This is a genomic window from Bordetella parapertussis, assembly GCF_020735925.1.
In the GTDB taxonomy this organism is placed as follows: Bacteria; Pseudomonadota; Gammaproteobacteria; order Burkholderiales; family Burkholderiaceae_B; genus Bordetella; species Bordetella pertussis.
Map to the genome: position 1 here is coordinate 4,363,249 of NZ_CP085971.1, position 14,007 is coordinate 4,377,255.

General features: G+C 67.1%; 12 protein-coding genes. 7 read left to right on the forward strand and 5 right to left on the reverse strand.

Annotated elements, in window-relative coordinates:
- Window positions 1-46: 46 nt before the first annotated feature.
- From cutA to LK409_RS20705, 3 genes are read left to right on the forward strand one after another with little or no spacing between them, the layout of a single operon-like run.
- Window positions 47-388 carry a divalent-cation tolerance protein CutA gene (gene cutA, locus LK409_RS20695; protein WP_003806936.1) on the forward strand — a complete coding sequence of 114 codons (342 nt, stop codon included), beginning with the start codon at window positions 47-49 and terminating at the stop codon, window positions 386-388.
- A 10-nt stretch (window positions 389-398) separates the two neighbouring features.
- Complete coding sequence (gene dsbD / locus LK409_RS20700) at window positions 399-2,336, forward strand: protein-disulfide reductase DsbD (RefSeq protein ID WP_003806937.1); 1,938 nt, start codon at window positions 399-401, stop codon at window positions 2,334-2,336.
- 40 nt (window positions 2,337-2,376) lie between these two features.
- On the forward strand, window positions 2,377-3,414 hold the full coding sequence (locus LK409_RS20705; RefSeq protein ID WP_010925691.1) for a DMT family transporter: 1,038 nt from the start codon (window positions 2,377-2,379) through the stop codon (window positions 3,412-3,414).
- Here the strand turns inward: LK409_RS20705 and hemB are convergent.
- Both hemB and yihA read right to left on the reverse strand, forming a co-directional pair.
- Complete coding sequence (gene hemB, locus LK409_RS20710; protein ID WP_003806939.1) at window positions 3,411-4,427, reverse strand: porphobilinogen synthase; 1,017 nt, start codon at window positions 4,425-4,427, stop codon at window positions 3,411-3,413. The genes LK409_RS20705 and hemB overlap by 4 nt on opposite strands.
- Entirely contained in the window at window positions 4,424-5,047 is a 624-nt protein-coding gene (yihA, locus tag LK409_RS20715) for a ribosome biogenesis GTP-binding protein YihA/YsxC (RefSeq protein ID WP_003806940.1), read from the reverse strand. Before yihA ends, hemB begins: the two co-directional genes overlap by 4 nt.
- A gap of 223 nt (window positions 5,048-5,270) precedes the next feature.
- Here yihA and LK409_RS20720 point away from each other — a divergent pair, with 223 nt between their 5' ends.
- The 3 genes from LK409_RS20720 (at window position 5,271) to ccsB (ending at window position 9,530) form a co-directional block, all read left to right on the forward strand.
- Window positions 5,271-5,972 carry a c-type cytochrome gene (locus tag LK409_RS20720; RefSeq protein WP_010927272.1) on the forward strand — a complete coding sequence of 234 codons (702 nt, stop codon included), beginning with the start codon at window positions 5,271-5,273 and terminating at the stop codon, window positions 5,970-5,972.
- Window positions 5,973-6,089: 117 nt separating this feature from the next.
- Entirely contained in the window at window positions 6,090-8,186 is a 2,097-nt protein-coding gene (locus LK409_RS20725) for a cytochrome c biogenesis protein ResB (RefSeq protein WP_010927273.1), read from the forward strand.
- A 9-nt stretch (window positions 8,187-8,195) separates the two neighbouring features.
- Entirely contained in the window at window positions 8,196-9,530 is a 1,335-nt protein-coding gene (ccsB, locus tag LK409_RS20730) for a c-type cytochrome biogenesis protein CcsB (protein ID WP_010927274.1), read from the forward strand.
- A 70-nt stretch (window positions 9,531-9,600) separates the two neighbouring features.
- Here ccsB and lysA read toward each other — a convergent pair whose 3' ends face one another.
- Together lysA and lptM are read right to left on the reverse strand one after the other, a co-directional pair.
- Window positions 9,601-10,890: a diaminopimelate decarboxylase gene (gene lysA / locus LK409_RS20735; RefSeq protein WP_003806944.1), complete on the reverse strand. Its 1,290-nt coding sequence runs from the start codon at window positions 10,888-10,890 to the stop codon at window positions 9,601-9,603.
- Window positions 10,887-11,084: an LPS translocon maturation chaperone LptM gene (gene lptM, locus LK409_RS20740; protein WP_085963109.1), complete on the reverse strand. Its 198-nt coding sequence runs from the start codon at window positions 11,082-11,084 to the stop codon at window positions 10,887-10,889. Before lptM ends, lysA begins: the two co-directional genes overlap by 4 nt.
- Before the next feature lie 19 nt (window positions 11,085-11,103).
- Between lptM and cyaY the strand changes: the two genes are divergently transcribed.
- On the forward strand, window positions 11,104-11,433 hold the full coding sequence (gene cyaY / locus LK409_RS20745; RefSeq protein ID WP_003806945.1) for an iron donor protein CyaY: 330 nt from the start codon (window positions 11,104-11,106) through the stop codon (window positions 11,431-11,433).
- A 56-nt stretch (window positions 11,434-11,489) separates the two neighbouring features.
- Here cyaY and LK409_RS20750 read toward each other — a convergent pair whose 3' ends face one another.
- Window positions 11,490-13,934, reverse strand: coding sequence for a penicillin-binding protein 1A (locus LK409_RS20750; RefSeq protein WP_003806946.1), 2,445 nt, complete (start codon window positions 13,932-13,934; stop codon window positions 11,490-11,492).
- Window positions 13,935-14,007: the final 73 nt, after the last annotated feature.

Below are 14,007 nucleotides of genomic sequence, written 5' to 3' on the forward strand. Positions count from 1 at the left end.
ATAAAATACCCACAGTATCCCTCAATGCCCATTCCCAGGAGCCGCCATGTTGCGAGATGACGACGTCGTGCTGGTGATCAGCAATGCGCCAGACATGCTGCTGGCCAAGCGCATGGCCCATGTGCTGGTCGAGGACGGCCTGGCCGCCTGTGTGAACCTTGGCGCCCCGGTCCTGTCTGTGTACAGGTGGAAAGGCGAGGTAGAGGGCGCCGACGAGATTCCTCTGTGGATCAAGACCACATACGCCCGGCACCAGGCGGTGGTGCAGACGCTGGCACAACTGCACCCCTACGAAGTGCCGGAAATCATCGTTTTGCCGGTCATCGGCGGTATCGCGTCCTATCTGGACTGGGTACGCGAGCAAAGCAGCGGCGTCGACTCGCAATAGAGAGGAAGGAATGATGCAGTACGGACACGCGTCGGCCACCGGGCACGGCGCGAGCGCAACAGGCCGCGCCGCGGCCGCGGGACGCTGGCTGGCGTGGATGCTGGCCCTGGCGCTGGTGTTGTTCGCCCGCCCCGCAGCCGCCCTGACCGAAGACGACTTCCTGCCGCCCGAGCAGGCTTTCGTGTTCAGCGCCGCCATGGCCGACCCGGCTACGCTGGTCCTGAATTACCGGATCGCGCCCGAGTACTACATGTACCGCGAGCGTTTCGGCCTGTCGGCCAGCCCGGCGCAGGCGGTGACGCTGGGCGAGGCGGCCTATCCACAGGGCAAGGTGAAGTATGACCCTACCTTTGATAAGGATATGGAGGTCTTTTACGGTACCGTGGCGGTGCGCGTGCCGTTGTCGCAGGGCAACGGGCAGCCGTTCACCCTGACAGTCACCAGCCAGGGCTGCGCCGACGCCGGCCTGTGCTACCCGCCGATGGACAATACGGTGCAGCTGACGCCCGTGGCGGGTGGCTATGCGCTCGCGGCGGGTACGGCGTCCGCGCCGCAAGGCGGCGGCACGTTCGACAGCTTGCTGGAAGCCGGCGATACGCGGCTTGCGGACTTCATCGGCGGCGGCGGGTGGCTGAAGACGGCCGGCGTGTTCCTGCTGCTGGGCATGCTGCTGGCGTTTACGCCCTGCGTATTGCCGATGGTGCCGATCCTCTCGTCCATCGTGCTGGGCGGCGCGCAGGCGCAGCGCCCAAGCCGCTGGCGCGGCCTGGGGCTGGCCGCCGCCTATGTGTTCGGCATGTCGGTCGTCTATACCGCGCTGGGCGTGGCGGCCGGCCTGAGCGGCGCTGGCCTGGCGGCGTGGCTGCAGACGCCGTGGATCCTGTCGCTGTTCGCCATCCTGCTGGCCGTCCTGGCGCTGGCGATGTTCGGCGCCTTCACCTTCCAGATGCCGGCGGGCCTGCAGGCCCGCCTGAGCGAGCGTTCCAACCGGATCCCGGGTGGCCGTGTAACGGGCGCCCTGGTCATGGGGGCGCTGTCGGCATTGATCGTCGGCCCTTGCGTGGCCGCGCCGCTGGCGGGCGCGTTGCTGTACATCTCGCAGACCGGGGACGTGATCCTGGGCGGCGCGGCCCTGTTCGCGATGGCCTGGGGCATGGGCATTCCGCTGCTGCTGGTGGGCGCGTCGGCGGGCACGCTGTTGCCCCGTACCGGCCCCTGGATGGAAAGCGTCAAGCGGGTGTTCGGGATGCTTTTGCTGGGCACGGCTTGGTGGATGCTGATCCCGGTGGTGCCCACCTGGGTGCAGATGCTGGGCTGGTCGTTCCTGGCGGTGGTGGGCGCGGTGATGTTGCGCGCCTTCGATGCGCTGCCGGCGGGTTCGGGCGCGCCGCGCATGTTCGCCAAGGGGCTGGGCCTGCTGCTGGCGCTGGCCGGCGCGGCCTGGCTGATCGGCGCCCTGAGCGGCGGACGCGATGTGCTGGCGCCGCTGTCGCACCTGGCGGCGCGCGCGCCGGCGGGCGGGGCCGTTGCCGCCGCCGGGCCGGCGGCCGTGGACAAGACGCGTTTCGTGCGCGTGCGCAGCAACGCCGAACTCGATGCCTTGCTGGCCCGGAGCACGCAGCCCGTCATGCTGGATTTCTATGCCGACTGGTGCGTGTCGTGCCGCGAGATGGAGCACTTCACCTTCAGCGATCCCACGGTGGCCGCACGCATGTCGCAGATGCTGCTGGTGCAGGCTGACGTCACCAAGAACAATGCCGATGACCGCGCCTTGCTCAAGCGCTTCCGCCTGTTCGGCCCGCCAGGCATCATGTTCTTCGAACCCGGCGGCAAGCTGATCGAAGACATCCGGGTCGTGGGTTTCCAGGACGCGCGGCGCTTTGCCGGCGTGCTGGAGCAGGTGGCGGACAGGTCCGGCGCGCCGGGCCCGGCGCAAGCAGGCTCCTGACGTTGCTTCGTATCGCCTCGGGCGCGCCCGAGGCGATGGCGTGGGCGAGAGGCTGGTACGATGTTGCCCATACCAGCCGCGCCGGCGGGATCCGGTAGCCTCCCACCCTTCATCCCATTACGTGTCCACCGCCATCGCGTCCCCGGCCAATGTCGGCCGTGTGTATCTGCAGTTGCTGCTGGTCATGGCCGCCTGGGGCGTCAATCTCGTCGCCGTGAAATACCTGACGTTCCACATGGACGTGCAGGTAGTGGCCGCGGTGCGCATCGTGGTGGCCTTCGTGGCGGTGTCGGCGATCCTGCTGTGGCGCCTGCATGGCGTGCCGCGCCTTTCGTTGCGGCAGTTCGGCTGGCTGGCCTGCGCCGGGCTGCTGGTGGTGTACGCGCACCAGATCCTGCTGGTGAACGCCCTGCGCCTGACGCCGGCAGCCAATGCGACGTTGATCATGGCGACCAGCCCCTTGTTCTCGGTGGTGCTGGCGGCTTTTTTCTACCGCGAGCGCCTGACCGCCTCGCGCATCGGGGGCGCGGCGCTGGGGCTGGGCGGCGTGGCCCTGGTGGTGGCCGGCGGCGACGGCGTGCTGGCCAGCGTTGGCCGGGGCGACGTGCTGGCCCTGTGCGCGGTGATCGTGTTCGTCATCGGCGGCCTGATCATCCAGCGCGTATCCCGCGCCCTCGATCCCCTGACCATCCTCTGGTACATGTACCTGGTAGGCGCGGTCACGCTCAGCGCCCATGCGGCGTTCTCGCCCGCTACCTACCTGGCGTCGTCGTGGACGCTCGAGCCCTGGCCATGGCTGGTGGTGCTGTTTTCCAGCGTCATTGCGTCGGGGGTGTCCAATCTGCTGTGGAATGCCGGCATTGCCCGCCTGGGCATGAGCCGGGCCGCCATGTTCGTGAACTGGCTGCCCATCTTCGGGCTGCTGGCCGCCGCGGTGTTCCTGGGCGAACGCATTACGGCGCTGCACTTCGCCGGACTGGCCTGCGTGCTGTCGGGTACCTGGCTGGGCCTGCGCACCGCGCCCGCCCCGGCGGCGGGGCAGGCGGATGCGCGGCCGGCCCGGGCCAGGCGAGCCTAGCGCTGCTGCTGCAGCAGCGTGGCGGCCTCGAGGGCGAAGTAGGTCAGCACGCCGTCGGCGCCGGCACGCTTGAAGCCGAGCAAGGCCTCCATCATGACCTTGTCGTGGTCGAGCCAGCCATTGGCGGCGGCGGCCTTGATCATGGCGTATTCGCCGCTGACCTGGTAGGCGAAGGTCGGCACGCGGAACGCGTCCTTGACCCGGCGCACCACGTCCAGGTAGGGCATGCCGGGCTTGACCATCACCATGTCCGCGCCTTCCTGCAGGTCGGCGGCGACTTCGCGCAGCGCTTCGTCGATGTTGCCCGGGTCCATCTGGTAAGCCATTTTGTCGGACTTGCCCAGGTTGCTGGCCGAGCCGACCGCGTCGCGGAACGGGCCGTAGAAGGCGCTGGCGTACTTGGCCGAATAGGCCATGATGCGGGTGTGGATATGCTGCTGGTCTTCCAGCGCCTGGCGTATCGCGCCGATGCGGCCGTCCATCATGTCGCTGGGCGCGACGATGTCCACACCGGCGGCGGCCTGCACCAGGGCCTGCTTGATGAGGATTTCGACGGTGGGCTCGTTCAGCACGTAGCCGGCGGGGTCGATCACGCCATCCTGCCCGTGGCTGGTATACGGGTCGAGGGCGACGTCGGTGAGCACGCCGAGTTCGGGAAAGCGCTTTTTCAGCTCGCCCACCACGCGCGGGATCAGGCCTTCGGGATTGGCCGCCTCGATGCCGTCGGGCGTCTTGAGGGCCGGCTCGATGGCCGGAAACAGCGACAGCACCGGGATGCCCAGCTTGACGCATTGCTCGGCCACGGGCAGCAGCGTGTCGAGCGAGTAGCGCACCACGCCGGGCAGCGAGGGCACGGCCTGCTGTATGCCTTTGCCTTCGGTCACGAAGACCGGGTAAATCAGATCGTTGGCGGTGAGCGTGTTCTCGCGTACCAGGCGGCGCGTGAAATCGTCGCGGCGCAGGCGGCGGGGGCGGGATACCGGGAATGCGGCGGAAATGATCTGCGGTTTCATGGCACTACCTTGGGAGAGATCCAGTTCTCGATGTGGGCGCCGGCCTCTTCGAGGCCGATGCGTTCGGTCGATGAAAACGGCACCATATGCAGGGCGCCGATATCGGCCAGGTCCTTGCGCACGGCGAATACCGTGCGCATGCGTTGCCCGTATGGCAGCTTGTCTGCCTTGGTCAGCAAGGCCAGCACTGGCCTGCCGGTGGGCGCGATGAAATTGGTCAGGCGGCGATCGAGGTCGGTGACGCCGCGGCGAATGTCGATGAGCAGGACGATGCCGGCCAGCGATGCCCGGTCGCGCAAATAGCCGCCCAGGATGTCGGCCCATTTTTCCTTCTCGCGATGGGCGACCGAGGCATAGCCATAGCCGGGCAGGTCGACCAGGAAGCCCAGCTGTTCGCCGGGTGCGAGGGGATCGGGCAGGCCGAACATGTTGATCAGCCGCGTGCGGCCGGGCGTCTTGCTCGAAAACGCCAGGCGCCGCTGGTTGCACAGCACGTTGATGGCCGAGGATTTGCCGGCGTTGGAGCGGCCGACGAAGCAGACTTCGGGCGCGCCGGCAGGCGGCAACTGGTCCAGACGGGCTGCCGAAATGTAAAAAGAGGCGCGATGTAGGAGGGACACGGTGGAGTCCGATACGGTTGGTTTCGATCCCTATTGTATAATCCGGCGTTTGCAACATTAGTCTCCGCGCGCGGGGCTGGCTTTTTTGCGTTCGAGGACGCTGGCCGGCGTCGATGCCAGGGCTGGATGGGGCGGAGACGTTTTCGTCCACTCTCGCAGCCGCGCGGGCAGGCATGGGAGGGCGCTTTAGGCGCCTTGATCGAGTCCGATCGTCGAGGATTTCATGAAGCGTGTGCTGTCCCGGATGTTGGTAGCAAGCGGACTGGTGCTGGGTGCATCGGTTCACTCCATGAGTTTCGCCGCCGATGGCGCTGCGGGCCCGGCCAAGCCGGACGCCGCCAAGGGCGCCCAGCTGTACGATCAGGGCGATGCGTCGCGTGGCGTCATCGCCTGTGCGTCCTGTCACGGCGCGGCAGGCAGCAGCACCATACCGGCCAACCCGAACCTGGCGGCCCAGCCGCACGAATACCTGGTCAAGCAGCTGACGGAATTCAAGGTCAAGGAAGGCGAGAAGCTGCCGCTGCGCATGGGGCCGGGAGGCAATCCCACGCCCATGACCGCCATGGCCCAGCCCCTGACGGCGCAGGACATGCAGAACGTCGCCCTGTATCTGTCGCAGCCGCCGCTCAAGGAGCCGGCTACCGCTGGCCACGAAAACCTGGTCGAATTGGGCCAGAAGATCTGGCGCGGCGGTCTGGCCGATCGCAACGTGCCGGCCTGTGCGGCCTGTCACGGCGCCACCGGCGCGGGCATTCCGGGCCAGTATCCCCGCCTGTCGGGACAGTTTTCGTCGTACATCGAAGAACAGCTCAAGCTGTTCCGCAGCGGCGAGCGTGGCAATAGCGTGCCCATGCACGACATCGCGGACCGTATGTCCGACGCCGATATCAAGGCTGTCGCCGATTACGCCGCGGGCTTGCGCTGACCGGGCCCGAGACGGGCGCGGCCAGGTGCCGAGCCAGAATTTAACCGGGCGCCGGAACAAGTTTGCCGAGCCCGTTGTCTATGAGGGGGGAAGCCGATTGCGCGGCCCCCTTTTTTCATGAACGCCACTTCCACAGCCCCCTCCTCCCGCCATACCTTGCGCAGCCTGGCTGGCGACGTCTTCGAACTGCTGGGCTCGATGCGTTTCGCCGTCAGCCTGCTGATGTTCATCTGCATCGCCAGCATCGTGGGGACGGTACTGGCCCAGAACCGTCCCAGCAATGTGTACGTGGACCAGTTCGGGCCGTTCTGGTTCGAGGTGTTCGACAAGTTCTCCATCTGGCACGTCTACAACAGCTGGTGGTTCCTGCTGATCATGACGTTCCTGGTGGTGTCCACCTCGGTGTGCCTGATCCGCAATACCCCCAAGATGCTGCGGGAGGCGCGCTCGTTCCGCGAGCACGTGCGCGCCAGCAGCCTGCGGGCCTTCCCGCACCGCCTCCAGACCGAGGTGGCGCAGCCGGTCAGCGAGACGGCACAGGGCGTGACCGGCCTGCTGGGCCAGTTCGGCTACGCCGTGCGCGAGCGCCGCGATGGCGACGGCATCATGCTGGCGGCCAAGAAAGGCAGCGCCAACCGCCTGGGCTACATCTTCGCGCACTCGGCGATGGTCATCATCTGCATCGGCGGCCTGCTCGACAGCGAGGCGCCGGTGCGGCTGCAGGTATTGTTCGACGGCAAGCAGCCGATCGCCATCAACGGCGAAATGGCGCGCGCGGACATTCCGGACAGCGCCCTGCTGTCGGTCAACAATCCCAGCTACCGGGCCAATCTCTGGGTTCCGGAGGGCAGCAACGCGAGCCTGGCCACCATCGCGGTCAACGACCGGTCGCTGGTGCAGCCGCTGCCGTTCTCGCTGCGGCTGAAGAAGTTCACGGTCGATTACTACTCTACCGGCATGCCCAGCCGCTTCCTCAGCCTGGTCGAGGTCACGGACCCGGAGACCGGCGAGATGTTCGATCAGACCATCGAGGTCAATGAGCCGCTGCGCTACAAGGGCGTGACCGTCTATCAGAGCAGTTTCGATGACGGCGGCAGTTCGGTCAGCCTGACCGGCTATCCGCTGGTGGGCGCGGGCGATACGCCGTTCAAGGTGGACGGCGTGGTGGGCCAGACGTCGGAGATCGGCGCACGTATCGGCGACCAGCCCAAAAGCATGAAAATCGAGTTCACCGCTCTGCGCGTGATCAACGTCGAGGATTTCTCGGGCGGGCAGCCGGGCGCGCAGAATCTCAGCCTGCGCGAGCACGTGGCGTCGGTGGCCGGCAGCGCCGCGGGCAAGAAGAACGAAAACCTGCGCAATGTGGGGCCGCGCATCGACTACAAGCTGATCGACGACGCGGGCCAGGCGCACGAGTTCCAGAATTACATGCTGCCGGTCGTGCTCGACGGCGTGCCGGTATTCCTGAGCGCGGTGCGCAACAACCCGGCCGACGATTTCCAGTACCTGCGCATTCCGGCCGATGACCAGGGTTCGCTGGCCGAATTCATGCGCCTGCGCGCGGCGCTGGCCGATCCGGCGGCGCGCCAGGAGGCGGCCCGTCGCTTCGCCGAGCGCAACGCGCCCAGCGGCACCGATCGCCAGCCCCTGGAGACCGCGGCGCAGCGGGCCCTGGCCACCTTCGCCGAAGGCGGCCTGCAGGCCATTGCGGACTTCCTGCAGGCCAATACGGCGCCCGACGACCTGGAGCGCGCCGCGGGCATCGTGGTGCGCCTGGTGGGCGCCAGCGTGGCGGAGCTGCGCGATATCGCCCGCGCCCGGGCCGGCCTGCCGGCACTGCCGCAAAGCGGCCCGCAGGCCGACGAGGCGGCGCAATGGTCGCGCGTGGCGGTGGCGGCGCTGTCGGACCTGGCGTTCTATCCGGCGCCGGTCATGTTCAGCCTGACCGACTTCCAGGAGCGCCAGGGCAGCGTTTTCCAGGTGGCCCGCACGCCCGGCAAGAATGCCGTGTATCTGGGCTGCGTACTGCTTATCCTGGGCATTTTCGCCATGTTCTATATTCGCGACAGGCGGGTATGGGTGTGGGTCAAGCCCGCCGCCGATGGCGCCGGCAGCAGCATCGAGGCAGCCATGACCTCGCAGAAGCGTACACTGGACTTCAATCAAGAGTTCGATCGCCTGCGCGAGGCATTATTGCGACAGAGCAAGCCGTAAGGGGTTTTCATGTCTTCCACCACCAGCAATTCCGCCGCGGCCTGGACGAGCGGTTTTTCCCCGACGGGCGACGGGCGCGCGCAGCGCGGCCGGCCCGACTGGACCGATATCGCGTTCTTCCTGCTGCTGGCGGCGGGGGCGGGCTTTGCCCTGACCCGCTTCAGCGGCGCCATGGATTACTACGAGAAGCTGATCCTCTGTGGCACCGTGCCGGCGCTGGCCTGGCTGGGGTGGCTGTGGCGGCCGCTGCGCCACCTGATGATCGCCTGTGCGCTGGCCGCCGGGCTGGCGCTCCTGCTGTACCAGAACGACCTGGCGCGCGCCGAGCAGGTGTTCTTCCTCAAATACCTGCTGTCGTCGCAATCGGCCATTCTGTGGATGAGCGCGCTGTTCGTGCTGGCGATGCTGTGCTACTGGATCGGGATCCTGAGCCCGACGGCAGCCTGGCTGGGCACGGCACTGACGTGGGGCGCGGTCTTCGCCGGCACGACCGGCCTGCTGGTGCGCTGGCGCGAAGGCCACCTGATGGGGCCCGACCTGGGCCATATCCCGGTCAGCAACCTGTATGAAGTGTTCGTGCTGTTCGCGCTGATCACGGCGCTTTTCTACCTTTACTACGAGCGCAAGTACGCCACGCGGGCGCTGGGCGGGTTCGTCCTGCTGGTCATCACGTCGGCCACGATCTTCCTGCTGTGGTACTCGTTCACGCGCGACGCCGGCCAGATCCAGCCCTTGGTGCCGGCGCTCAAGAGCTGGTGGATGAAGCTGCACGTGCCTGCCAACTTCATCGGCTACGGCACGTTCTCGCTGGCGGCCATGGTGGGCTTCGCCTACCTCGTCAAGCAGCATGGCCAGACCACGTCGTGGCTGAAGCTGGCGCCGCTGTTCGTGCTGGGCGTGGCCCTGTGCGTCGAGCCCATCGTCTTCCGCACCGAGGGCCTGTCCGCCACCTGGATGATCTATTGCGGCGCGGGCGTGGTGATCGTGGGCGGCATTCTGCTGGCCCGCGCGCGCATCGCGCAGGCATTGCCGTCGCTCGAAGTGCTCGACGACATCATGTATCGGGCCATCGCGATCGGGTTCGCGTTCTTCACCGTGGCAACCGTGCTGGGGGCGCTGTGGGCCGCCGACGCCTGGGGCGCCTACTGGCAGTGGGACCCCAAGGAAACCTGGGCGCTGATCGTGTGGCTGAACTACGCCGCCTGGCTCCATATGCGCCTGATCAAGGGCCTGCGCGGCACCATGGCGGCGTATTGGTCCCTGGTGGGCCTGCTGATCACCGGTTTCGCCTTCCTGGGCGTGAACATGTTCCTGTCGGGCCTGCACTCGTACGGCGAGCTCTGAGCCGCGCCGCCCTTCAAAGACAATGCCCCGCAGATGCGGGGCATTGTCTTTGGCAGGCCTTGCGGGTGCGTCAGGGCAGCGTGGACTCGCCCTGGTACAGCGACTCCAGCGTTTCGCGCTGGCGCACGATGTAGTGGCGGTTGCCGTCGACCATGACTTCGGCCGCGCGCACCCGGGTGTTGTAGTTGCTGGCCATGACCATGCTGTAGGCGCCGGCCGACTCCACCGCCAGCACGTCGCCGGCCTGGATCGCCAGGGCGCGGCCGCGCGCCAGCCAGTCGGCGCTTTCGCAGACCGGCCCGACGACGTCGTACTCGATCCGCTTGTCGGCCCGCGGCGTGACCGGCTGCACGCCGTGGTAGGCCTCGTACAGGGCCGGGCGCAGCAGGTCGTTCATGGCCGCGTCGACAATGGCGAAGTTGCGCGCCTCGGCGTGCTTGAGGTATTGCACCGTGGTCAGCAGCACGCCGGCATTGCCGACCAGCGAGCGGCCGGGTTCCAGCACGATATGCAGGTGCCCCAGGCCGCGCGCGTTGATGCGCTCGAACACCCGGTCGAGCAAGGCCTTGGGCGAGGGCGGGATTTCGTCCGTGTAGCGGATGCCCAGGCCGCCGCCGAGGTCCAGGTGCTTGATGGCGATGCCGTTCTCGGCCAGCTGCTCGATCAGGTCCAGCAGCTTTTCCAGTGCGTCGAAGTACGGGCTGATGTCGGTGAGCTGCGAGCCGATATGGCAATCGACGCCAACCACTTCGACGCCGGGCAGGCGAGCCGCCAGCCGGTATGCCGCCGGCGCGGACTCGATGGCGATGCCGAACTTGTTTTCCTTCAGGCCCGTCGAGATGTAGGGATGGGTCTGGGCGTCGACGTCGGGGTTGACGCGCAGCGATACGCGCGCGCGCCGGCCCATGGAGACGGCGACGTCGGACAGGCGCTCGAGTTCGGCCTCGGACTCGACGTTGAAGCACTTCACGTCGGCTTCGAGCGCGGCGCGCATTTCCCAGGCCTGCTTGCCCACGCCGGAGAACACGACCTTGGCGGGGTCGCCGCCCACGGCCAGCACGCGCGCCAGCTCGCCGCCGGACACGATGTCGAAGCCGGCGCCCAGGCGTGCGAATTCCTTCAGCACGGCCAGGTTGGAGTTGGCCTTCATGCCGAAGCACACCAGCACCGGGCGCTCGCCGATGGCGTCACGATAGGTCTCCCAGGCCGAGCGCAGCGCGGCGCGGGAATAGACGTACAGCGGCGTGCCCAACTGGGCGGCCAGGCTGTCGAGCGGCACGTCTTCGGCGTGCAGCACGCCGTTCTGGTAGCGGAAATGGGGCGAGCCAGCCAGGTCGGGCTGGACGGAAACGGCGGTCATGGCAGGGACGGAGCAGGGGGGATGGAGGGGGGCGGCGTTTGCTGCCCCGTGGGCGCGGGCTGGCCGGGCTCGGGCGGCGGCAGATACAGGGGACCCTTGTAGCCGCAGGCGGCAAGCAGCCCGCCGAGGGCCAGCGTGGCTACAATGCGTAGAGCCAGACGGTTATGTGCCGAATGGAACACAGGGAACTCCATAATTGTTGCAGGTTGGATTATGACGGAAACCGAATTTCTTGCGTTGGTCGACCAGGTGCTCGACAGTATCGAAAGCCAGGCGGACGATTGGGCCGCAGGCCTGGATGTCGATATCGAAGCCACCCGCAGCGGCAATGTGCTGACGCTGGTGTTCGAAGACGGCACCCAGGTCGTCGTCAATGCGCAGGCCGCCATGCAGGAGCTGTGGGTCGCCGCGCGCAGCGGTGGTTTCCACTATCGCTACGATGGCCAGCACTGGAACGATACCCGTGGGGGTCCGCGCCTGCCCGATGCCTTGTCGCAGATCTGTTCCGAGGCCGCCGGCGTGCCGGTTTCGGTGCGCCTCTGACTGCATCAGTGTAAGCCGGGCCGGGACGCTTGCGTCCCGGCCCGGCCGCCAACGGGTCAGAACGGGATGTTCTGGCTCCAGGGCTGCGACCCTTGCGTGCCCACACCGGGCGCCACGCGGATCGAATTGTCGTTGCCGCCGGTCAGCCCGTTCAGGAAGTCGCCCAGCGCGTCGCCGGCCTGGGGCAAGCCCAGGCGCGCCACCGCCTGGCCGGGCGGGAACTCGCTGAAATAGAGCTCGCCGTTCTCCACCAGCAGGCCATCGGGACGCGGCCGCTGCTTCTCTTCGGGCACGCCCTTGAGCGCATCCTTCATGTAGTCGAGCCAGATCGGCATGGCCACGCCGCCGCCGGTCTCGCGCGAGCCCAGCGATTTGGGCTGGTCGAAGCCCAGCCATGCGGTGGCCACCAGGCTGGGCGTATAGCCCGAGAACCAGGCGTCGACCGATTCGTTGGTGGTGCCGGTCTTGCCGGCGACGTCGCTGCGCTTGAGCGTGGCGCGGGCGCGGGCGGCGGTGCCGCTGGTGGCCACGCCACGCAGCATATCGTCCATGACGAAGGCGGTGCGCGCGTCGATGGCGCGCGCGGCCGCATCGCCGGCGATGACCGGACGCGATTGCATCAGGACCTTGCCGGAGCTGTCGGTGACGCGATCGATCAGGTAGGGCGTGATGCGGTAGCCGCCGTTGGCGAACACCGCATAGGCGCCGGCCAGCTGCAAGGGCGTGACCGAGCCGGCGCCCAGCGCCAGCGGCAGCACGGCGGGCTGGCGCGCCTTGTCGAAACCGAAGCGGGTGAGGTAGTCCTGGGCGTACTGCGGCCCGATGGCCTGCAGGATGCGGATGGACACCATGTTCTTCGACTTGTACAGGCCCTGGCGCATGGTCAGCATGGGCTCGTACTGGTTGCCGTAGTTCTTCGGATGCCAGGCCTTGGAGCCGGTCTGCGCCGCGGACAGTTCGAACGGCTGGTCGGAGATCTGGGTGGCCGGCGTCAGGCCGCGCTCGAGCGAGGCGGCATAGATGAACGGCTTGATGTTCGAGCCGGGCTGGCGCCATGCCTGCGTCACGCGGTTGAAGTTGCCGCGGTAGAAGTCGAAGCCGCCGACCATGGCGCGGATGGCGCCGTCCTGCGGCGACAGCGCCACGAACGCGGCCTGCACCGCCGGCATGTTGATGACTTCCCAGTTGTCGTTGTATTTGTGGATGTAGACGACCGAGCCGCGCTTCAGGCGCATCTCGGGCTTGGCCTTGTCCGTCAGCGCCCGCGCCACCACGCCCAGCGCCTTCTTGTCGGTGATGGAGATGACTTCGCGCGAGCTGCGCACCAGCTTGATCTCGGTGGGGCTGGCCGACAGCACGACGGCGGTCAGCAGGTCGCCGCTGTCGGAGAACTTGTCGAACACGCCATCGAGGAATTCGTCCAGCGCCTGCGGGTCGTTCTCGACGCCGGCCGGCATGTCCAGCTGTTCCTCGGGGCCGGGGTAGGGTGCGCGCCGCGTGTATTCGAGCACGCCGTCGCGCACCGCGCGATAGGCCGATTCCTGGTCCTTCGACTGGACGGTGGTGTAGATGTTGATGCCGCGCGAATACAGGTTGTCCTGGTACACGTTGTAGAGCAGCTGGCGCGCCAGTTCGGCGACGTATTCGCCATGGATGGCGTAGCCGCCGGCCGGCGTGCCTTCGGCCGACTTGATCACGATGGGCTGCGCCATCGCTTCCTTGTATTCGGGCTCGGTCAGGTAGCCCAGCGAATACATGCGGCCCAGCACATAGCGCTGGCGCAGTTCGGCGCGCGGGCGGTTGGAAATCGGGTTGAAGCGCGACGGCGCCTTGGGAATGCCGGCCAGCATGGCGGCCTCGGACGGCGTGACCTGCGACAGCGGCTTGCCGAAATAGGTGCGCGAGGCGGCGGCGAAGCCGTAGGCGCGATGGCCCAGGTAGATCTGGTTCATGTACAGCTCGAGGATCTGGTCCTTGGTGAGCTGCGATTCGATCTTGAAGGTGAGCAGCAGTTCGTAGAACTTGCGCGAATAGGTCTTCTCGGACGACAGGTAGAAGTTGCGCGCCACCTGCATGGTGATGGTGCTCGCGCCTTGCGACTTCGACATGCTGATCAGGTTGGTCAGGCCGGCGCGGATGACGCCCATCCAGTCGATCCCGCCGTGCTGGTAGAAACGATCGTCCTCGGCGGCCAGCACCGCCGACTTCATGACATCGGGGATTTCGTTGAAGCGCAGCACGTTGCGGCGCTCTTCGCCGAATTCGCCGATCAGCACCCGGTCGGCCGTATAGACGCGCAGCGGCACGCGCGGCCGATAGTCGGTCATGGCGTGCAGATCGGGCAGGTTGGGCCAGGCCAGCGCCAGGGCCATGCCGGCCAGCAGTACGCCGCACAGGGCCAGGCCGCCAAAGAAGATGCCGGCCTTCAGGAAGAACCGCAAAATCGCTGAACCGCTCTTGGCGGGCTTGTCCTGCTTGGTTGAATTCTGGCGCTTGCTCATCGCGGCGATTGTACGGTTATCTCCCATTGTCCCAATTGGGGCCATGGCAGTTTCTGTAACAGAATCGTTCAGT